The sequence below is a fragment of the Pseudomonas rustica genome (genome assembly GCF_018336155.1).
Lineage (GTDB): Bacteria > Pseudomonadota > Gammaproteobacteria > Pseudomonadales > Pseudomonadaceae > Aquipseudomonas > Aquipseudomonas rustica.
The window spans coordinates 194,307-213,916 of sequence record NZ_JAGYHF010000001.1 but is presented as its reverse complement, the minus strand read 5'-3'; the positions used below and the strand labels follow the sequence as shown (position 1 = coordinate 213,916).

Annotated in this window: 15 protein-coding genes; 7 read left to right on the top strand and 8 right to left on the bottom strand. The window is 49.8% G+C overall.

Annotation, left to right across the window (positions count from 1 at the left end; all coding sequences use genetic code 11):
- The first annotated feature begins 5 nt into the window (after positions 1-5).
- Positions 6-1,400 carry a hypothetical protein gene (locus tag KFS80_RS00950; RefSeq protein ID WP_212543739.1) on the top strand — a complete coding sequence of 465 codons (1,395 nt, stop codon included), beginning with the start codon at positions 6-8 and terminating at the stop codon, positions 1,398-1,400.
- 121 nt (positions 1,401-1,521) lie between these two features.
- Complete coding sequence (locus KFS80_RS00945; RefSeq protein ID WP_212543738.1) at positions 1,522-3,348, top strand: LTA synthase family protein; 1,827 nt, start codon at positions 1,522-1,524, stop codon at positions 3,346-3,348.
- Between the two features lie 320 nt (positions 3,349-3,668).
- Here KFS80_RS00945 and KFS80_RS00940 read toward each other — a convergent pair whose 3' ends face one another.
- From KFS80_RS00940 to KFS80_RS00920, 5 genes are all read right to left on the bottom strand, one after another.
- A complete protein-coding gene (locus KFS80_RS00940; protein ID WP_212543737.1) occupies positions 3,669-4,781 on the bottom strand; it encodes a glycosyltransferase family protein in 1,113 nt (370 codons plus the stop codon).
- Complete coding sequence (gene wecB, locus KFS80_RS00935) at positions 4,778-5,872, bottom strand: non-hydrolyzing UDP-N-acetylglucosamine 2-epimerase (RefSeq protein WP_212543736.1); 1,095 nt, start codon at positions 5,870-5,872, stop codon at positions 4,778-4,780. Before wecB ends, KFS80_RS00940 begins: the two co-directional genes overlap by 4 nt.
- A gap of 65 nt (positions 5,873-5,937) precedes the next feature.
- Positions 5,938-9,132 (bottom strand): glycosyltransferase, encoded by a 3,195-nt coding sequence (locus KFS80_RS00930; protein ID WP_212543735.1) that lies wholly within the window; start codon positions 9,130-9,132, stop codon positions 5,938-5,940.
- The gene (locus KFS80_RS00925) at positions 9,129-10,409 is read right to left on the bottom strand and encodes an ABC transporter ATP-binding protein (protein ID WP_212543734.1); all 1,281 of its coding nucleotides are present in this window, start codon (positions 10,407-10,409) and stop codon (positions 9,129-9,131) included. The genes KFS80_RS00930 and KFS80_RS00925 overlap by 4 nt, the downstream gene beginning before the upstream one ends.
- Positions 10,399-11,220, bottom strand: coding sequence for an ABC transporter permease (locus KFS80_RS00920; RefSeq protein ID WP_212543733.1), 822 nt, complete (start codon positions 11,218-11,220; stop codon positions 10,399-10,401). Before KFS80_RS00920 ends, KFS80_RS00925 begins: the two co-directional genes overlap by 11 nt.
- Positions 11,221-11,912: 692 nt before the next feature.
- Here KFS80_RS00920 and KFS80_RS00915 point away from each other — a divergent pair.
- The 4 genes from KFS80_RS00915 to fabF all read left to right on the top strand — a co-directional run bounded on the left by KFS80_RS00915 (position 11,913) and on the right by fabF (position 16,658).
- Entirely contained in the window at positions 11,913-13,907 is a 1,995-nt protein-coding gene (locus KFS80_RS00915) for a polysaccharide biosynthesis protein (RefSeq protein ID WP_212543732.1), read from the top strand.
- 112 nt (positions 13,908-14,019) lie between these two features.
- Positions 14,020-14,355, top strand: a complete 336-nt coding sequence (locus KFS80_RS00910; protein ID WP_212543731.1) for a ComEA family DNA-binding protein — start codon at positions 14,020-14,022, stop codon at positions 14,353-14,355.
- 200 nt (positions 14,356-14,555) lie between these two features.
- Positions 14,556-15,350 carry an SDR family NAD(P)-dependent oxidoreductase gene (locus KFS80_RS00905; RefSeq protein ID WP_212543730.1) on the top strand — a complete coding sequence of 265 codons (795 nt, stop codon included), beginning with the start codon at positions 14,556-14,558 and terminating at the stop codon, positions 15,348-15,350.
- 33 nt (positions 15,351-15,383) lie between these two features.
- Entirely contained in the window at positions 15,384-16,658 is a 1,275-nt protein-coding gene (gene fabF / locus KFS80_RS00900) for a beta-ketoacyl-ACP synthase II (protein WP_212543729.1), read from the top strand.
- Here the strand turns inward: fabF and KFS80_RS00895 are convergent.
- The 3 genes from KFS80_RS00895 to eat all read right to left on the bottom strand — a co-directional run bounded on the left by KFS80_RS00895 (position 16,655) and on the right by eat (position 19,106).
- Entirely contained in the window at positions 16,655-17,212 is a 558-nt protein-coding gene (locus KFS80_RS00895; protein WP_212543728.1) for a TetR/AcrR family transcriptional regulator, read from the bottom strand. The two genes, fabF and KFS80_RS00895, sit on opposite strands and share 4 nt — an antisense overlap.
- A 139-nt stretch (positions 17,213-17,351) precedes the next feature.
- Positions 17,352-17,519 carry a DUF2897 family protein gene (locus KFS80_RS00890; protein WP_080896048.1) on the bottom strand — a complete coding sequence of 56 codons (168 nt, stop codon included), beginning with the start codon at positions 17,517-17,519 and terminating at the stop codon, positions 17,352-17,354.
- Between the two features lie 222 nt (positions 17,520-17,741).
- Positions 17,742-19,106 carry an ethanolamine permease gene (gene eat / locus KFS80_RS00885; protein WP_053122419.1) on the bottom strand — a complete coding sequence of 455 codons (1,365 nt, stop codon included), beginning with the start codon at positions 19,104-19,106 and terminating at the stop codon, positions 17,742-17,744.
- A gap of 414 nt (positions 19,107-19,520) precedes the next feature.
- Between eat and kdpF the strand changes: the two genes are divergently transcribed.
- On the top strand, positions 19,521-19,610 hold the full coding sequence (gene kdpF, locus KFS80_RS00880; RefSeq protein ID WP_007899818.1) for a K(+)-transporting ATPase subunit F: 90 nt from the start codon (positions 19,521-19,523) through the stop codon (positions 19,608-19,610).

Below are 19,610 nucleotides of genomic sequence, written 5' to 3'. Positions count from 1 at the left end.
ATGCAATGAATTTGTTCCGTGAAAGAAATATTGATTATTTGATAATATTTAGTTTTGCAATAGTTGCTTTATTGCTGCTCATTGCTAACCCTGGTTATTTTAATCATGATGAGTTGCAGAAACTTGATCATATAAAAGCGAGCGGGCTTATAAGTTATCTCGAAACATATGTTGCATTACAGCAAGGAAGCAATTTTGGCGTTCCCGTACGTCCGTTCTCCTTTTTGATTCAGGGACTATTGGCTTTGTTCATGGAACGATTGCCAGTCGTAGTGCATCTATTTGCCGTTCTTACCCATGCTGCGGTTGGCTGTCTTATTTATAGTGCATGCAAGCAGTTAAACGTTAAGCGAACCTTGGCATTAACGATCTCTTTGATTTTCATCATCAACCCTCTGGGTATATTGGCAACAGGCTGGTCAGCTGCATTGATGGATCGGTGGTATATTCTGTTCGGTATTGCAGCCTTTATCTGCGCTGATCAGTACGTACGCTTGGGAAACAACTTATTCAGATTGTTATTGGTCTTTCTTTTTTCAGGCCTTTCAATGCTGTCTAAAGAAACTGCGGTTATTCTACCTGCGTTAATGGGTATTATCATTCTGGCAGACCCGCAGGTCATCAAAACAAAACGGTTTTGGCAAGCGGCTATTGTTTGGTGTTTGCCAGTTTTGTTGTTCATGCTCTATCGATTGCCGGCGCTGATTGCATCGTTTGGTAGTCCTGATGTTAGTGCTTATAAAGCATCTATACATAACGTGCCTGAGGGCGTTTTTGTATATTTGGCCTACCCGTTTCTTATCCTGACTGGTGAAGCAGGAAATTGGGTTTTTGTTTCAACGGTTAATATGTACGCGGCAATTGCCCTACACGCGCTGGTATGCCTGGCGCTTGTGCGTGTTTACGGGTTGAAAGCTTTTTTCATATATGTATGTGGTTATTTTTTATTCCTCGCACCTGTTCTTCTAATTCCAATCAAGGCTGCGCATTATCTTTATGGCTCATCAATAATTTTGAGCGTTGGTGTGGGGGTTCTTATTATTCAGAACTGGAAAGAGTATCCAATTCCAAAAATAATAGGACTGAGCGCGCTTGCAGTTCTTTTTAGTCATACTATCTTTAATCAAGCATTTGTATATTCCATTGGCCAGTGCATGAACACTGCTCAAATTTCGACTGAGTCCGCCTATGCATCGAGTAATCGACCTGCTCGTGTTGATTTTCAAGCGGACGCCGGTGCTCCAGAGCACGTGCTTTATAGAATGGTGACCGGAAGGAATCGCATTGGCGATAGTTCCTCGTTGGAACTCAGTGTATCGAAGTCAGGCGCAGAGCTTCCAGACAACACTTTGGGTTTAAGAATGAATTCTCAATGCGTTGTATATTCCCCAATTAAGTAGAGAATTACTTATAGAGGGTTGGCTAAAATAGGCCCTTTGGAAAACGCTTATACAATTTGTTGGAACACTTATGTTAAACCGGCCCCTCATTTAGGGCCGGTTTGAATTGCAGGTGATGTGCATGCGGTACAGTCGTCTGGTTGCGTCTTGGTCAAGTGTATTCATACTCAGCGTAACGCTATGGGCATTAATTTGGTGGTTTGACCGTATTTCGCTTGGATTAGAGCCGGGCGTATACTTGTTTACATGGGGAAGTGTTGGTAACTTTTTGCCTTTTTTTATAATTTTCATATCCCTTTTGTTGCTAATTAATAGATTAGTTGCTCCTTTTTTGATCGCGTTAGCGTCGGGGGCTTTATTCTATTTTGCGAGTTTCAAAAAGAATGAATATCTTGGCCGACCCTTGTCAAGTGAAGATATTCTTTTTGTCCGATATTTGGATCGTGGGGCGATTGATTTATTCAAAAGTTATATCGATATAAAATGGCTAGTGTTGTCGATTGTGATGGCGCTTATATTTGTATTTGTATTCATTTTTGTTGAAAGTAGGGTGTTTAGAAAGAGATCCATTGCAAGGCTTTTAGTTTCGTGTGTTTTTACCGGTATGTTGGCTATTGCGGGTTATTTTGGTTTTCCTGATAAATTTTACGATTTCAGACTGATGCGCTTTTCGTGGAACGATCAAACCAGTGTTTTGCACGCAGGTGTGATTAGCAAGATTATTTATAATTTTATTAAAGATAAGGCTGCCAACGATGAACCAGTGAATTATCGGGATGTTGATTATATCGTTGACAAATATGGTTCGGATCAAGGTGTATCTGCTTCTGTTTCCGACCAAGAGAATATGCCCGATATTATTATCGTACAGAGTGAAGCATTTTCCGATCCGGCTCTTTTTAAGGGGGCGGATGAACTGCGCGCTGCCGTACCTGTTTACGCTGCCGCGGTTGAACAAGGGAGGGCAGGCTATATGAAGGTTCCTACGTTCGGTGGTGGCACTATACGGACGGAATATGAAGTTCTTTCAGGCTGCCCTTTATTGGCTTATCCAAAAATCGAGTTTCCTTACATGCAACTCGATTCTACTGATGTTGACGGACTCGCAGCTCAGGCAAAAAAAACGGGATATTCTACACTCGCGATTCACGGTAACACCGGCAGTTTTTGGAACAGAACCGAGTTTTTCAAGAAAGCACATTTCGATAAATTTCTAACTATCACCGATTTTTTGGAAGATTCGAAAAAAAACGGTTTCTTTATGTCGGATCAGAGTTTGACAGATTTGATTATTCATCAGTTTGATAATCATAACGAAAGGAAATTTGTTTTCGCTGTGAGCATAGAAGCGCATGGTCCTTATTCTTCAAAAGACTCCACCTTAGATAAGTATGGCAATAGCGGTATTCTTCGATCGTTAAGTCCAGAAGCACAATCTGAGTTGCAGACCTATTTGGGGCACATACATAACGCAGATGCACAATTGGGTAGGCTTCATGATTATCTAGAGAAACGAAATAAGCCTTATATACTGGCTTTTTATGGTGATCATCTCCCTTCATTTGTTTCTGTATACAACGAACTATCGTTCAAGAATGGTCTTCCTGCAAAGTCACAACAGGTTCCATGGGTGGTATTCACAAATGTACCTGGTGAAGCTTTCAATATTCAGACTTCTTGGGCCCTTGGCGCAGCGATATTTAATAGGGCCGGAATAAGGTCGTCTCAATATTTAAATTTACTGAATGCTTTTGCACGAACGGAAGGGGCAGTGCTTCAGAATCTGAACTTCAGGCACTGCATTCAGTGGTTAGATTACAAGTGCAGGGAAAGTTTTCCGAATATATTAACCAAAGAGTATTGGGTAAGTGAAACTCAAACTTATTTTACTTGTATTTTTGATTTTTGTGGCTTGTTACAAGTTTGCAGGTCGGGATGTAAATTTTGATGTGCAACCGCATCGTTTTGACTCATGCACCCAACCCGCTAATATTTCAGAGTTAAGCTGGGCTATTACTAAACCGGGCGTGACGTCTGTAGCTGTCTATGTGACGAAAGTCGGGGAGCCAGAGACGTTGTGGAGTTCTGGACCACTTATTAGAACGCTTAAAACGGGTGCATGGGTATCTGATGGGCTAACTTTTGTACTGAGGGATCAGAATAATAATTTCTTGGCTAGACGAACCGTAGATACCACGCGCTGCGTGGGCGCTGAATTCGGCGAATGATGAGAGTCATGATGGGTTAACTCAGGGGATATACAGCCTGCTAGATCATTTCGAATAACTCCGCAGCGTCGAACCTTGCATCCCAGTCATTCGCAACTCTGAACACTTCAGATTCTGCAGCGGTGGTTGTGTAATTTAGTGCGGATGAAATTGCTTCATCCATTTCAAGTCTGTGATCGCAGAGGTATACACCTTTTTCACTGCAATGCTGGTTCATTTCACCAAAGCGAGTTGAAATTATCGGCAAACCTAACGCTTTGTATTCATAATATTTTATAGGATCAACGGAGGCAGTTAACTCATTTCGTAAAAAAGGAATTATTGCAATGTCAAATGACAGCATTCTTACCAAAGCATCTTGATGGCTGCAAGGAGCGAAAATTTTCAGGTTCTCAGGGAGTCTTATGCTCGAACGGTTAAATACCGGTCCTATAACATGAACTAAATCATTTGGGCGCGATTCAGCAAGATCAATAACCCACTGCCAGTCAAACCAAGCACCGATTGTGCCTAAGTAGCCGAATACCTTGGGCGAGACTGTACTCATTGTGCTCAACTTCGCCGGCAATAAAGATGAGTCAAGGCCATTAGGTACTAACTTTACATTGTTATGTTGTTTGCTCCACTTTGTTTTTAACTGCGTCGAAGATGCCATGACGACATCAGCAGTCTTTGCTATCCGCAACTCACGACGAGCCATAGCTGATCTTGAGAGCCCCTTGAAAAAAGTCGGGAAGTCATCCATTGCATCGTAAACTGATTTGCAGTTCTTAAGTTCTTTGAGGATTTGCAATGCTAGTACGGTGGGTTTGCCAACAACCAGCAAAGTTTCTTGCTGGTTAGAAAATTTTTTTATTTCTTGTATAAGTTCGGACCAATATAGCGTTCTGTTGAGCAGTCCAGATGCCGGAAGTGGTTCTAACGGTAGCGCTCGAGGTTTGAGCACGCTTAACCAAGGCTCTGAATGCTCGCCGTCAATTTTGTCGTTTACCCCAATTTTTTTGAAGTCGGCCAAACAAGGAAAACGACTTGGATAAGGTTCAACCCACAAAACATCGCCGCCGGTTTTCTTGTGAAACCAGCGGGCGAATTTTTGCGGTCTTTGCGCGAAACTAGTCCAGGCGACCGGTGACAGGTAAACCAGCCTTGTCAAGCGCAGAACTCTTTGAGAACTTCAACGATACGCTGAGCGCCCTTACCATCACCGTAAGGCGAAACGCCCCGTGCCATTGCCTTATAGGCTTGAGGGTCGTCTAGCAACCTTTGGGCTTCATTTAGAATAAGATCGTAATTTGGGCCTACGAGTTTTACTACGCCCATATCAACCGCTTCTGGTCGCTCAGTCTCGTCGCGAAGTACAAGTACCGGAATTCCCAGTGCTGGCGCCTCTTCCTGTACACCACCGGAGTCACTGATAATCAGGTAGGATTTTTTCATTGCGGCAATGAATGGCGAGTAATCCAGTGGGTCGCACAGAATGATGTTCGGCACCTCCGATAGCATCTCGTAGGCGATGTCTTTCACATTTGGATTAGGGTGAACTGGATACAAAATCTGCACATCCTGATTTCGCTCGGCGAGTGTTTTCAGGGCACGGCAAATATTTTTGAAAGGGGCGCCAAAGTTTTCACGACGGTGCGAAGTCACCAGTATCAATCGTTTGCTGTCGTCAAGTTCGATTCCCAGGGTGAGATCTTTTGCAGCTGTCATTAACAATGCATCGATGACGGTGTTACCCGTCACGGTAATATCCTGATTAGCGATACCTTCACGCAGCAGATTGTTTTTTGAACTTTGGGTCGGGGCAAAATGCCATTTTGTCAAGCGCCCCGCCAACACGCGATTGGCTTCTTCCGGAAACGGGTTCTGCATATCCCACGTGCGGAGGCCAGCCTCCACGTGACCAAACGGTATACGGCGATAGAAGCAAGCGAGAGACATCGCGAAAACTGTCGTCGTATCACCTTGGGCGAGAACAACGTCAGGTTTTTCTTCAAGTAATACCTTATCCAGCTCCAACAGCAACCTGGCCGTCAGCTCGGTAAGTGTCTGGTTAGGCTTCATGATGTTCAGATCAATGTCGGGAACGATCCCGAAGAAACTCATCACTTGATCGAGCATGTGACGATGCTGTGCTGTTGCCAGCACCCGAACTTCGGCCCAAGACTGTTCCTTGAGGGCGAGGATCACGGGTGCCATCTTGATCGCTTCTGGCCGGGTGCCAACAGTGCACATAATTTTCATACAAACGTTCCTATGTAGATTTTATTAAATGACGAGCCATCTTGCTCGACGCATTGAATATCGAGTTAGCTGTTAGTTTCGTCATTTTTGTAGGCGTGTGGAGTCCAAGTGCCCCACTTTGCTTCATACGTAGCTTTATTTTGATCGAATAACGCCTGACGATCGGCACTTTTAAGCTTATTGAATGAAGCTGAAAGATGGTGATGGATAAATACGTCTTCAGCACAAGCAATCGTTAAGCCAAGTTGTTCGATTCGGCGGCAGTAGTCGTCATCTTCAAAAAAACCTCGCCCGAACGCTTCATCCAGTGGTCCTACATCCTCATAAACTTTGCGTGGAAACATGACGCAGAAAAATGCGACCGTTTGAATGGGCTGTAATTTTCCGATGTGGCTAAGTGTGTATTTAGCTGCTTCAACCTGCATTTCTTCCATGTTTTGGTATGCAATCTGGATTTTTGCTTCATTGCCTATGTTGTTGGTAACTGGACCAACAATACCGACTGATTTGTTACGCTCCAGGTGGCGGTACATCGTACGAATCCAGCCAGGGGTGACAAATGTATCGTTATTCAGAAGAACCAGAAACTCACCGTCAGCAATGGCCAAGCCTTGGTTATTCGCTGCGGCGAAACCGCGATTATCATCGTTCAGAATGATTTTACGATTTTCACCCTGAGACACCCAGTCCGTGAGGAGAGCGGGGGTTCCGTCAGCGGAAGCGTTGTCGACGACAATGATCTGAAGATTTTCGTGATTGGAGTACTCGACGATACTGGCCAAGCAGGCTTTGGTGAGTTCGATGTTGTTGTACGTCACTACAACCACGCTCACTCGGGGTACGCACCGTTCTTGCTCAATGCGCTTGATCATCTGTACCGCGCGATGTCCCCATGTCTGATTTCTGGCAAATGCCTGGCGCGCAGGAATGCGCTCGGATGCATTTGGTGCCTCCAACTCTTCACTGATTGCACGAATGAAATCCTGAGTGGTCGGGCATGCATGTACCAGATTTTCGAATTGTTTTATCTCTGGCAAATCTACGGATACCACTGGTTTTCCGGCGCTAAGATACTCATAGACCTTGACTGGGTTGGTTGCAAGAGTCAGAGGAATCACTTGAAAGGGAAGTAAGCAGACGTCAAATGCGTGAACGTATTTTGGTAATTCGCCATAAGGCATTTCGCCTGTAAAAATCACGTTGTCCAGATGAGCAAGCTTTTCGCGAGCGCCAACAGTATCTGCACCAATCATCAGAATGCAATGTTGTGGAAACGCCCTGGCGACGTTCTCCATCAGCGTTACGTCGAACCACTCGGCAATTGCACCGTAATAACCGATGATCTTACGTTGCTGCGGATCGGTGTAAACGTTGCCAGGACGGTTGGCAAAATGGTCGTATTCTCCAGCGTTTCGGATCAGAACCCTGTTCTGTGTGTGTTTTGAAACAATTTCATCAAGCCACGTAGAGGTTGTAATCGTAATGTCTGCGTTGCGCATCAAAGCGCGTTCAATAGACAACACTTCTTCGGATACATTACCAAACCCTTCGTGGTGATCCATGCAGTCATAAACTACTTCGCTATCAGGAAGCATGTTGCAGGTTTCGTACCAGAACGGATGTTGAATCATTGAAACGATTTGGCGGGTGCCTGCCCAGTTCAGTACCTGTCCGATCGAACCTCTGAGTTGCTCTGAAATGTCGAAACTTGGCGCGGTGGTGTAGATTACCGGAGAGCCCTTAGCGTAAAGATTGATTTGGAACAGGCGGCCGTGCGTATCCAGCTGCTCAACATGGAAGCCAGGTCTCGGGTCGTCAATCAAATTTACGGAAACATAAAAGACCCTGCGACCTGCGCCTGCCAGTGCTTGAGCTAGTTGTTGTGGTCGTTGATGACGGAAGTGCCAGTCAATTACCCCCCAAAATATATAGTCGGCAAGACCTTCCTGTTGGGGAGCGGGACGCAGGGAGGGTAGCTCAAATAAATTAACGCTCATCAGCTGCGTTTTTACGGCGGAAATCGGAGCTTCAACAATCGTGGAGTATGAATGACGAACAGTTTTTTTCACTGCTGTCGAAAGCGGAAGCCTATGGTAGACACCACGCAGTTTGTTTTTTAACGAGCGTTTGTCTCCTGCAGTTATACCGTGGCGCGCGATGCGCATGGCGAGCCGCAGGGGCTTGGTCAGCATCCAGGACTTACTTTCGATGACCTTCGTATATTGAGCCTCAATAATATGAAGGTGTTCAACCTCGCTATTCAGCTTCTTGGCATCGGCGTAGAGCTGCTCAACAGTATTGTTAAGCTGTTCAACTTGGTTATGCAATTTCTCAGCTTCACTGTGAAGTTGTTCAGCTTTGCTATTAAGCTGGTCGACTACGAGGTTGTGAGCTTCGGCAGTGATGCGCTGCGTTTCTTCGCTCGCTTTTAATGCTGCTTGCGTTTCAGCATGTATCAGCAACAGCTCTGTCTGGCGTGCCTCAAGGCTTTCGCGAACCTTTTCAAATTCGTCATATTGTGTTTTCAGTAGTTGGCGGTGCAGGTCCATCTTGTCCCTTAACTGGCTGTTTGGTTCGATATTCAAATTTTTTAGATAAAGCTTCGTAGCTTCGTGGTTGTCCAAGTTGGAGTAAACGAGAAGTATTTGCTCGCCTGGCCAATAATTCGGCTGATCCTGGGAGGTATCTGTAATACTGCTATGTGTCAGTGCCCAAGTCCCGAAGCTCGCAGGTATGTTATCGAAGTCAAACGAATAAAAATGCTCGTCGATCAGGTCTTTCTCTCTGAACGGTAGCAGGAGAGCGATGAATTTTTTCGCCTTTGTGCGCACCTTGTCCAGTACGTCCCATGGTTCAGCGAAATGCTCGAGCGTGTTGGATGAAAACAACACGTCCCATGCAGGACTGGAGCTTTCCCCGAGGAAGTCGTCACAGATAAACAGATTTTTGGGGTAAGCAGCGCGCGCTTTGGCGATTGCCTCGGGAGAGAAATCGACGCCAACGAGTTCTGGTAGTTGTAAACGGTTGGCGAGGTTTTGTGTTCCGTCTCCTTGCGCGCAGCCCCAATCGCACATCGTGAGCTGTTGATCTTTTATCTGATCTGTCAGCCAAGCCGGAAAACCGTTGACGGCAACTTCGCTGAAAAAAATGCTTTGCTCGCGGCCAAAATTTTCTTCCCAATCATTTGAGAACCGATAGTCCCAGTAAGTCTTGGAGTTAACTTCACCAGCCGGCTTTTTATCATCTGTCGTTTTTTTCATGGTGTAAGTGTTCCTGTTCTCACGGAATCATTTGAAATGACCATCGAGATTCTCGGCATGAATTGCCCGGAAGCGTTACCTATAAATGAAGAAGAAAAGTACTGTGCCCCTTCCACGTACTCATAGTAATGAATCGCTGCTGATGATCGGTTTTCAATGGCTGCAACCAGAAGATAGTCACCGGAGCACAAGTAATTATCAACTTCAAAGCAAACTTCCTGAGTGTTACCATTATCAGCGGTGAAACTTAGTTTTTGATTCCAGGTGCTGCCAACGATAAGATCGCTACCTGCGAGATTTTTAAATGAGAACGAAACAGACAGTCCCTCAATTGTATTTAACGATTGAGTTTTAAATTTTATCTTGATGATCATCTTTTCGTGATCAGTGTAAAGATTCTTTTGGACACCTTCAGCATCGTAGACGCCAGCGCTCTGGATAATTCCAATGTGCGAACCCCATTGATTGATCGGTTGAAGTACCTCTCGTTTTTGGGGCTTGGCTTCGGGTGAAGAAATGTCAGGGGCTTTCTCGGGCTTGCGGTCGAAAAGATGTTCGGTGTATTGCGCGGTAACAGGAAATACTTCACCGATGGCCCGAACAGTTCCTTTATCAAGCCACAGAGCACGGTCACATAGAGTCCGGACGGCTGCAACATCATGCGATACGAATAAAATGCTGACGCCGGACTCCTTCATCTGCTTAATGCGATCCAGGCATTTCGCCTGGAAGCGCGCATCGCCCACAGAAAGGGCTTCGTCAACGACTAGAATACTTGGTTTGGTATGCACGGCGACTGAAAACGCGAGGCGCACATACATCCCGGAGGAATAGGTTTTTACAGGCTGATCGATGAACTCGCCGATCTCTGCAAAAGCTTCTATGTCAGCGTACGCCGCTTCAATTTCCGCAAGCGTTAACCCTAGAATAGCGGCATTGAGATAAACGTTTTCCTTTCCGGTAAATTCGGGGTTGAAACCGGCACCTAGCTCAAGCAGCGCAGCGATACGTCCGCGTACGTGGATCTCGCCGCCACTCGGATTCAACGTGCCGCAGAGCATTTGTAATAGCGTGGATTTTCCGGAGCCGTTGCTTCCAATTATACCTACCGTTTCGCCGGCTCTAACTTTGAATGAAGCATTTTTAAGAGCCCAGAATTCGTTGAAGTACTTTCGCTTTCCACGGAAGAGCATTTGTAGCAACCGCTGGTGCGGCTTGTTATACACTTCATAACACTTGCTCAGATTTTCGACGCTGATTACTGGATCAGAGTACATCGGCAAACCCCTTGCGCGTTTTTTGAAACCAGGCAAAACCACACCAAGCGACGACTCCGCCGATCACTAACATTATGCTCCAAGTAAGAAGGTCTGGTACTTGACCGAAAATGAGCACGTTACGACTTTGCTCAATAATGTACGCCAGCGGGTTGATGCGTATCCAGACCTGATATTTCTCTGGAAGCGCTGTAATAGGAAAAAACACAGCGGACATAAACAACATGACTGTCGTAAACATTACTGTTATTTGGGTAATGTCTCGAAGGTAAACGCCAAGCGAAGCAAAAAGCCAACTAAGTCCCATGATGCTGAGGAACAGTGGGAGTAAGACAAAGGGGAGTAGTATCGCTGTCCATGGAATGCTGTGTTTGAACACAAGCTGTGCCAGTAATAATACGACTAGACTGATCGCGGCGTGAAACAGCGCCGACATAAAAGCAACCCATGAAAGAACCTCGACCGGAAAAACTACCTTTTTCACATAGCTGACGTTTGAAGTTATTAGTCCGGGGGCTTTGTTTATGCACTCTGCGAATAAGCCATGGATGAGTAGTCCTACGAATAGAATGATTGCAAAGTCAGTTTTGCTTTCGTCGGCAGATACACCCCAGCGTGCTTTGAATACGACCGAAAATACGAAGGTGTATATAACAAGCATCAAAATCGGGTTGAAAAAAGACCATGATAGACCCAGCGTCGAACCGCGGTAGCGTCCGAGGACTTCGCGTTTGCTCAATTGCATTATCAAACGCTTGTTGCACCAAAAACTATTTATCATTTCTAACGGGCTAGCTGAATAATTTTTCATCAGTGTTTGACTCGATTTCTAATGCAGAGGCTTTGCGGCATTCAATTTTGGCAGTGATGAAATGCTACCCGTTTATTGAGCAAGACGGAAAAAGCTCAAATTGTTGGTACGAATCCATGCGTATATTGCCTTGAAAAAAGGAGCGACAGGTCGCTCAAGGGCTCGCCCGGTTCGGTGAGCTCAGGGTTACGTTCGAGACGCGCATGGTATCGTATCAGGCTATGGAATTTCACCCTGTAATCGCCGTTTTTGATGTATTTAAAGTAGGCTCAGAACCCCCACGAGAATTTGGCGCTAAAGCCGTTCGGGCGTAGATAAACGCGGGCCATGGGAGAACGATGTCCTGTAATTTCGACGAAGGGTAGGCCTTTTGCGTGGGCTGGCAGTAGGCCGTATCAAAGGAAGCAGGGCTATGGACGAACAAATTCGATGAGTTTTTGAGTTTTTTCCCGACCCTACGTAAGGTTTTGAAGGCTCTGGCTACATTTTTTTTCCCGACGCTCACACATTTTAAAGTCGGAAGCTCTGGAAGTGACGCTGGCATATTGCCTTCTTTCAGGTGTCGCTGGGGGGCTCCCCCCCTCGAAGCCCAGTCGCCGCTGTTCGCGAGCCGCGTGGGGCACTTATTTCGTGTAATACTACATTTGATTCTGCAAAGAAAAATTCGATGAGGTGAGGGGAGCGCCAGACTTATGGATAAATTCAGGGTTTTCTTGCTGAGTCTGCCTCGACGGCAAAAACGGCTGCTGCAAGTGACGACGGACTGCTTGCTTGTTTGGTTAGCGCTGTGGCTCGCCTTTATCGTCCGCCTCGGCATAGACGATATGTACAATCCTTTTCGGGTTCACTTTTGGCTATTTCTCTGCGCTCCCTTGGTCGCCATTCCATTGTTTATACGATTTGGCATGTACCGGGCGGTAATGCGTTATTTCGGTAATGATGCGTTAGTTGTCATCATTAAGGCGGTGAGTCTTTCGTCTTTGATTCTGGCATTGGTGGTCTATTGGTACAGCAACCATGAAGCGGTGATTCCGCGTTCCATTATTTTCAATTACTGGTGGCTGAGCCTCGTGATTATCGGCGGATTACGCTTATGTATGCGTCAATATTTCATGGGTGACTGGTTCATTGCTGCCCAGCACGTACCCTTTACCAGTCGGGATGACGGCCTCACCAAGGTCGCAATTTACGGAGCCGGTGTTGCGGGTAATCAACTGGTTGCTGCGCTTCGAATGGGGCGCACCATGCGCCCGGTGGCTTTTGTTGATGATGATGCCAGTATCGCCGAACGTTCTATTTCCGGACTTCAGGTCTACAAGCCCAGACACATCCAGCAGATGATCGACGTGACCGGGGCTGAGGAAATACTTCTGGCGCTGCCGTCTTCTACCCGCGCTAGACGTCGCGAAATCCTTAATTTATTGGAGGGCTTTCCCCTTCATGTCCGAAGCGTACCTAATTTTACTGACCTGGCCAGTGGCCGAGTTAAAGTCGATGATATACAGGAAGTTGACATCGCCGATCTTCTTGGGCGAGATGCGGTGCCAGCGCAGCCTGACCTTCTAGCGCGCTGCATTACGGGAAAAACTGTCATGGTCACGGGCGCAGGGGGATCTATAGGATCCGAACTGTGCCGTCAAATTTTTTCACTCAGCCCGACAACGCTGTTGTTGTTTGAACACAGTGAGTTCAATTTATACAGTATTCTTTCTGAACTTGAGCAGCGTGGATGTCGGGAAGCTGTCGCCGTGCGAGTGCTGCCTATTCTTGGCTCAATCCGCCATGTAGAAAAGTTGCACGACATCATGCAAACGTGGAGGGTTGATACTGTCTATCATGCGGCAGCCTATAAGCACGTACCCATGGTTGAGCATAATATCGCTGAGGGCGTTCTTAATAATGTCATCGGCACGCTCAATACAGCACAAGCGGCATTGCAGTCAGGTGTTTCTAACTTTGTTCTTATCTCGACCGACAAAGCCGTCAGGCCAACCAATGTAATGGGAAGCACTAAGCGGCTTGCAGAGTTGATTTTACAAGCGCTCAGCAGGGAAATTGCTCCGGTCATGTTCGGCGATAAGGCGAATGTCTCACAGGTCAACAAAACCCGCTTCACAATGGTGCGTTTCGGCAATGTGCTAGGCTCGTCCGGCTCGGTGATTCCGTTATTTCACAGTCAGATCAAGTCTGGTGGGCCACTGACAGTTACACACCCGAAAATCACTCGTTACTTCATGACTATTCCAGAGGCCGCGCAACTGGTTATTCAGGCCGGTTCAATGGGACAAGGTGGCGACGTCTTCGTACTGGACATGGGCGAGCCGGTCAAAATTGTCGAACTTGCCGAGAAAATGATTCACCTGTCCGGCTTGAGTATTCGCTCTGATCGTAATCCGCATGGTGACATTTCTATTGATTTCACCGGATTGCGCCCCGGAGAAAAGCTCTACGAGGAGCTTTTGATCGGGGATAACGTCGCAGCGACTTCTCACCCGATGATCATGACGGCCAACGAAGATCATTTGCCTTGGGATGTTTTGAAGGGACGCTTGAACGAGCTGTTGGTTGCTGTCGAGAAGGATGACTACACCCGCGTCCGCCAACTCCTACGCGAAACCGTGAGCGGCTACACCCCCGACGGCGAGATCGTCGACTGGATCTACCAGCAACGCCGCCTCGAGCCCTGATTGTTTCACATCCTGTAACGCTCGCATTTTTGACATGTACTCACCATGACCTAGGGTTGAAGAGCAGCTTGGGAAAAGCTGCTTCTCAATTCGATGACATGGAGCTTCAACTATGCGTACCGGTTACTTTTATTCTCTGATTTTTGCACTGTTCACCAGCGTCTCGATCGCCGCAGTTGCTGCGCCTGCGACGCCCACAGAGTCTCTAAAAGCGCCTCACTCAATTGAAGTGTCAGCAGCGCCAGAGCATGCAAAACTCGATCTCAATGACGCTGATGCGGCGACGCTGCAGAAGGAGCTGTCCGGCGTCGGCGAAGCCAAGGCTAAAGCTATTGTTACTTACCGTGAAACAAATGGCCCGTTTGCATCGATTGATGAGTTGCTCGAAGTGAAAGGTATCGGCAAGGCGATCCTTGATCGCAACCGTGAAAAGCTGGAAGTGAACTAAGCTGATTGTTCAACGCCAAGGGGCCGGTCATTGACCGGCCTTTCTGTTTTCTGGCGGGCAGATCCAGCAGGGGATTTCGCGAGCGTTCGTCGGACAGCTAAAAATTACGGCTATCATATTGCGTTTAAATTATGCCTATAATAATTTCGCGATCAATGATCGAAACCCATTTTCCCTTTGTGAATTTCAGGAGTACCGTCATGAATGCTGTCAAGCCCCAAGGTACCGCTCTCGTCACCGGCGCATCGTCCGGCATTGGTGCGATTTACGCAGAAAGGTTGGCTACCCGCGGGTTCGATTTGCTGCTGGTGGCGCGTGACAAGGAGCGTCTGGAAACCACCGCGAGTCATTTGCGCAATGCCCACGGCATTCAGGTTGAAGTGCTCAAAGCGGATCTGACGGACAAGGACGAAGTGCTCAAACTTGAGCAGCGCCTGCGCAGCGACTCAAGCATCAGCCTGTTGGTGAACAATGCCGGGGTTGCCGCTGATGGTCTGTTGGCCAATGCCGATATGGATAAGCTCGAGCGTCTGATTCAGCTTAACGTCACCACAGTGACTCGTTTGGCTTCGGCTGCGGCAGCGAGTTTTGCCAAAGCCGGACGCGGCACGATTATTAATATCGCCTCGGTAGTGGCGCTGTTCCCCGAGCGTTTCAACGCCACGTACAGTGCGAGCAAGGCTTATGTTTTGAGCCTGACTCAATCGCTGCACGCTGAACTCGACGGCACGGGCGTCAAGATTCAAGCCGTGCTGCCTGGCGTGACCCGAACCGAAATCTGGGAACGCTCCGGCATCGATGCCAGTGGCATTCCTGCAGAAATGGTCATGGAAGCGGGCGAGATGGTCGATGCTGCGTTGGCGGGCCTGGATCAGGGCGAGTTAATCACCATTCCATCCTTGCCTGATGCGGGCGAGTGGCAAGCCTTCGTTGCGGCCCGGCATGTCATGGCGCCGAACCTGTCCCGCAGTGCTGCGGCCAGTCGTTATAAGTAAGTCCCTTGCAAGTTGGTCAGAGGAAAGCGCGGTATGAATCAGCGTCGAATTGTAGTTACCGGGATGGGTCTGGTTTCGCCTTTGGGCAGTGATGTCGAAGTCGTTTGGCAGCGGTTACTGGGCGCGCGATCTGGTTTGCGCACTCTACCGGAAGCGGTGAGCGCCGATTTGCCCACCCGCGTCGGCGGCATAGTGCCAACGCTGGCGGAGGACGCCGAAGGCGGTTTCGATCCCGATCGCGCCACGCCGCCGAAAGAACAGAAGAAGATGGATCGCTTCATTCTGTTCGCCATGGAGGCGGCGCGGCAGGCGTTGGAGCAGGCAGGATGGCATCCGACCGACGCTGCGGGTCAGGAGCGTACGGCGACGATCATCGGTTCCGGCGTAGGTGGCTTCGGTGCGATCGCCGATGCAGTACGCACCACGGACAGCCGTGGCCCGCGACGTTTGTCGCCGTTCACCATTCCGTCATTTCTGGTCAATCTGGCGGCGGGTCATGTGTCGATCCAGCATGGTTTGAAAGGCCCGTTGGGCGCACCGGTCACGGCATGTGCTGCTGGTGTTCAGGCAATCGGCGATGCGGCGCGCATGATTCGTGCGGGCGAAGCGGACATTGCTGTGTGCGGCGGGGCGGAGGCGGCGATTGATCGGGTCAGCCTCGCTGGTTTTGCGGCAGCCCGAGCCCTGTCCAGCGGCTACAACGACACGCCGGAACGTGCCTCGCGTCCATTCGACAGTGGTCGTGACGGTTTTGTGATGGGCGAGGGCGCCGGGCTGCTGGTCATTGAGTCACTGGAGCATGCGCTCGCGCGCGGGGCAAAACCGCTGGCCGAATTGGTCGGTTACGGTACCAGCGCTGATGCGTATCACCTGACTGCCGGGCCTGAAGACGGCAGCGGTGCGCGACGGGCGATGGAGCTGGCACTGGCTCAGGCCGGCATTAAAGCCTCTGATGTGCAGCATCTCAACGCCCACGCCACTTCAACGCCAGTCGGGGATCTGGGCGAGTTGGCGGCGATCAAGAGTGTGTTCGGCGCAGAAAACAAAATCCCCGTGACCTCGACCAAATCGGCAACCGGACATCTACTCGGTGCGGCAGGCGGCCTGGAGGCAATCTTTACGTTGCTGGCAATCCGTGATCAGGTGGTGCCACCGACACTCAACTTCGACAACCCCGATCCGGCGAGCGAAGGTGTCGACATCGTGCATGGTGAGGCACGTTCAATGCCAATCGAATATGCGTTGTCCAACGGCTTCGGCTTTGGCGGCGTCAATGCCAGCGTGCTGTTCAAACGCTGGAAAGACTAGTCCTGCTGATTTTTCAGATGCGCGCGCGTAACGCCGAGAATGCGCTGGGCCAGCTCAGGATCTTCGACGCTACGCGCAAGTACCAATGCTCCCAACAGAGTGGCCATGATCACGATGCTGCGATCAGCGGCACTCTCGCCACCGAGGGTGTTCTGCACTTGCTCGAGTCGCGCATTGAGCACCGCGTCGGTGGTCGGGCTTGGTTGTCCGCGCAAACCGAGCTCCGAAGACATGGTCGGCAACGGGCAACCTTCATGGGGCGAGGTGTAGTGCCATTCGGACAGGTAACTGTCGATGAAGGCTTCCAAAGGTTGCTCTTCAGAAAACAACATGGCGCAGTGCGCATCGAGCTGAGCGCCGGCTTCTTGCAGGGCCTTCTCCACCAATTCGTCCTTGGATTTGAAGTGCGAGTAGAAGCCACCGTGGGTCAACCCCAGTGCCTTCATCAAGGGTTGCAAGCCTGTGGCGCCGATTCCGTCCTTGCGAAATCGTGCCGAGGCTTCCTTGATGATGCGCTGATGGGTCTGGGCTTTATGGTCCTGCGAGTAACGCATCTGAAACTCTCTCCGCAACAATGCCCACATCTTAACCACACAAAATTAAATGGTGACTGTACTTCTACTTCTAAAAAGCATGCAGATAAGTCCAAAGCGCGTAAAAAACACAAACCCCGCCGATTGGGCGGGGTCTGGTTCAGCGGTCTTGCGCTTCTTTGGCGTCCGCTTCGGCGTTGCGTGCAGCCACGCGTTTGCGTTCTTCATCGGTCAGTTCGACCTTGTTGGCGGTGTCTCGCAACATCATCAAACCGCCAACGATCGAGCCGATTGCAACGACCAGAATCAACCAGGCATACCAGGGCATAACGGCTCTCCTTAATGGCAGATCGATCGACGAGGATTTCGCCGTGCGACGCTGCTTACCACTTTTGAGCGAAGCGACTTCGCAGTGGTTCCATTCTAGGCCTGATATCCCCGCAGCACCTTAATTCCCTGTAGGAGCTGCCGAAGGCTGCGATCTGTTGATCTTTTGTTTTTAACAAGCAAAGTCAAAAGATCGCAGCGTGCCGCAGCTCCTACAGGGGGCTTATTGGCCCGTGAGCATGGCGTCGGCCGGCGCATTGGCGCGCAACTGGCCGGTGAGCAGGAAGTAGCCGAAGCCCACGGCCATGAAGCCGAGGAAAATCAGCCCGATCAACGCGTTGAACCACGCCATCGCCACCAGGCACACCACCGCCAAAACCAGCGCGATCATCGGGATCAGCGGATAGCACGGCGCGCGGAAAGTGCGTTCCAGGTTCGGCTCCGATTTGCGCAGTTTGAACAGGCTGAGCATGCTCATGATGTACATGACGATCGCGCCGAATACCGCCATGGTGATCATCGCGGCGGTGAGGGTCATGCCGCCGAGATTGATCAGGCCGTCGCTGTAGATCGCCGCGATGCCAATGATGCCGCCGACAATGATCGCGCGGTGCGGTGTCTGGAAGCGCGAGAGTTTTGCCAGCGAAGCGGGCAGGTAACCGGCGCGGGCGAGGGCGAAGAACTGCCGCGAGTAGCCGAGGATGATCCCGTGGAAACTCGCCACCAACCCGAACAGGCCGATCCAGACCAGCATGTGCAGCCAGCCCGAATTGTCGCCGACCACGGTTTTCATGGCTTGCGGCAGTGGATCGTTGATGTTGGCCAAGGTGCGCCAGTCACCGACGCCGCCGGCAAAGAACATCACGCCCATCGCCAATAAAACCAGAGTGAGAATGCCGCTGATATAGGCCTTGGGAATCGTGCGTTTCGGATCCTTGGCTTCTTCGGCGGCCATCGCCGCGCCTTCGATGGCGAGGAAAAACCAGATCGCAAACGGAATCGCCGCGAACATGCCGGCAATCGCTGGCGCACCGAATACGTCGGAACCGGCCCAGCCATTCAGAGCGAAATTGCTGAAGCTGAAGGCCGGCGCGACCACGCCCATGAACACCAGCAACTCGGCGACGGCCAGCACGCAGACAATCAATTCAAACGTCGCCGCCAGTTTCACCCCGAGAATGTTCAAGCCCATAAAGACGATATACGCGCCGACCGCTGCGTGTTTCGGATCAAGTGCCGGAAACTGCACATTCAAATAAGCGCCGATGGCCAGCGCAATCGCCGGTGGCGCGAAGACGAATTCGATCAGCGTCGCCAACCCTGCGATCAGTCCTCCTTTCTCACCGAAGGCGCGACGGCTGTAGGCAAACGGCCCGCCAGCATGGGGAATCGCGGTGGTCAGTTCGGTGAAGCTGAAGATAAAGCAGGTGTACATGGTCGCGACCATGAACGAAGTCACCAGAAAGCCCAGCGTGCCAGCGACGCCCCAGCCGTAACTCCAGCCGAAATATTCCCCGGAAATCACCAGGCCGACGGCGATGCCCCACAGGTGCAACGTGCCCAGCGTGGGTTTGAGTTGTGTGTTCATGCGCTTGCTCCCTGAACGGTTTGGAAAGCTCGGGGGAGGGCGCGTGCAGTGGGCGTGCCATTGCGGTGAAACAAGTCGTAATAAGTTGAATGGGGTCGTATCGGGGATGGTTGCAGTGGGATAGCTGCATTTTGTGCGCCAGTTGAGTGCGATGTTGGCGGTTATGCCGTCTTCGCGAGCAGGCTCGCTCACAGGAGAATGCATTGTTAGGGCGAGCGCATTTCAAAATGTGGGAGCGAGCTTGCTCGCGAAGAGGCCTGGCCTGACGACGCAAATGCCTGCTGTAACGCCCGCATAAACCCACTCTTTACGCTTTCTTTATGCCCAGCCAACCCCCTCGGTCTCGTTCCTTTACAGCCTCCTTTCCGACAATCACCCCACACGCGGCAATACGCCGTAACACGGAGATCTTCCATGAGCGTTCTGGACGGGGTGTCACTGCTACTGGCAGTGGGGCTGTTCATTTATCTGTTGGTTGCGCTGTTGCGCGCGGATCGGAACTAG

What these genes read in the sequence shown, in the direction of transcription:
- KFS80_RS00945 (WP_212543738.1), top strand. Translation starts at nt 1,522, where the DNA reads ATGCGGTACAGTCGTCTGGTTGCGTCTTGGTCAAGTGTATTCATACTC.
- KFS80_RS00930 (WP_212543735.1), bottom strand. Translation starts at nt 9,132, where the DNA reads ATGAAAAAAACGACAGATGATAAAAAGCCGGCTGGTGAAGTTAACTCC.
- fabF (WP_212543729.1), top strand. Translation starts at nt 15,384, where the DNA reads ATGAATCAGCGTCGAATTGTAGTTACCGGGATGGGTCTGGTTTCGCCT.
- KFS80_RS00925 (WP_212543734.1), bottom strand. Translation starts at nt 10,409, where the DNA reads ATGTACTCTGATCCAGTAATCAGCGTCGAAAATCTGAGCAAGTGTTAT.
- KFS80_RS00915 (WP_212543732.1), top strand. Translation starts at nt 11,913, where the DNA reads ATGGATAAATTCAGGGTTTTCTTGCTGAGTCTGCCTCGACGGCAAAAA.
- KFS80_RS00920 (WP_212543733.1), bottom strand. Translation starts at nt 11,220, where the DNA reads ATGAAAAATTATTCAGCTAGCCCGTTAGAAATGATAAATAGTTTTTGG.
- kdpF (WP_007899818.1), top strand. Translation starts at nt 19,521, where the DNA reads ATGAGCGTTCTGGACGGGGTGTCACTGCTACTGGCAGTGGGGCTGTTC.
- KFS80_RS00895 (WP_212543728.1), bottom strand. Translation starts at nt 17,212, where the DNA reads ATGCGTTACTCGCAGGACCATAAAGCCCAGACCCATCAGCGCATCATC.
- wecB (WP_212543736.1), bottom strand. Translation starts at nt 5,872, where the DNA reads ATGAAAATTATGTGCACTGTTGGCACCCGGCCAGAAGCGATCAAGATG.
- KFS80_RS00890 (WP_080896048.1), bottom strand. Translation starts at nt 17,519, where the DNA reads ATGCCCTGGTATGCCTGGTTGATTCTGGTCGTTGCAATCGGCTCGATC.
- KFS80_RS00910 (WP_212543731.1), top strand. Translation starts at nt 14,020, where the DNA reads ATGCGTACCGGTTACTTTTATTCTCTGATTTTTGCACTGTTCACCAGC.
- eat (WP_053122419.1), bottom strand. Translation starts at nt 19,106, where the DNA reads ATGAACACACAACTCAAACCCACGCTGGGCACGTTGCACCTGTGGGGC.
- KFS80_RS00950 (WP_212543739.1), top strand. Translation starts at nt 6, where the DNA reads ATGAATTTGTTCCGTGAAAGAAATATTGATTATTTGATAATATTTAGT.
- KFS80_RS00905 (WP_212543730.1), top strand. Translation starts at nt 14,556, where the DNA reads ATGAATGCTGTCAAGCCCCAAGGTACCGCTCTCGTCACCGGCGCATCG.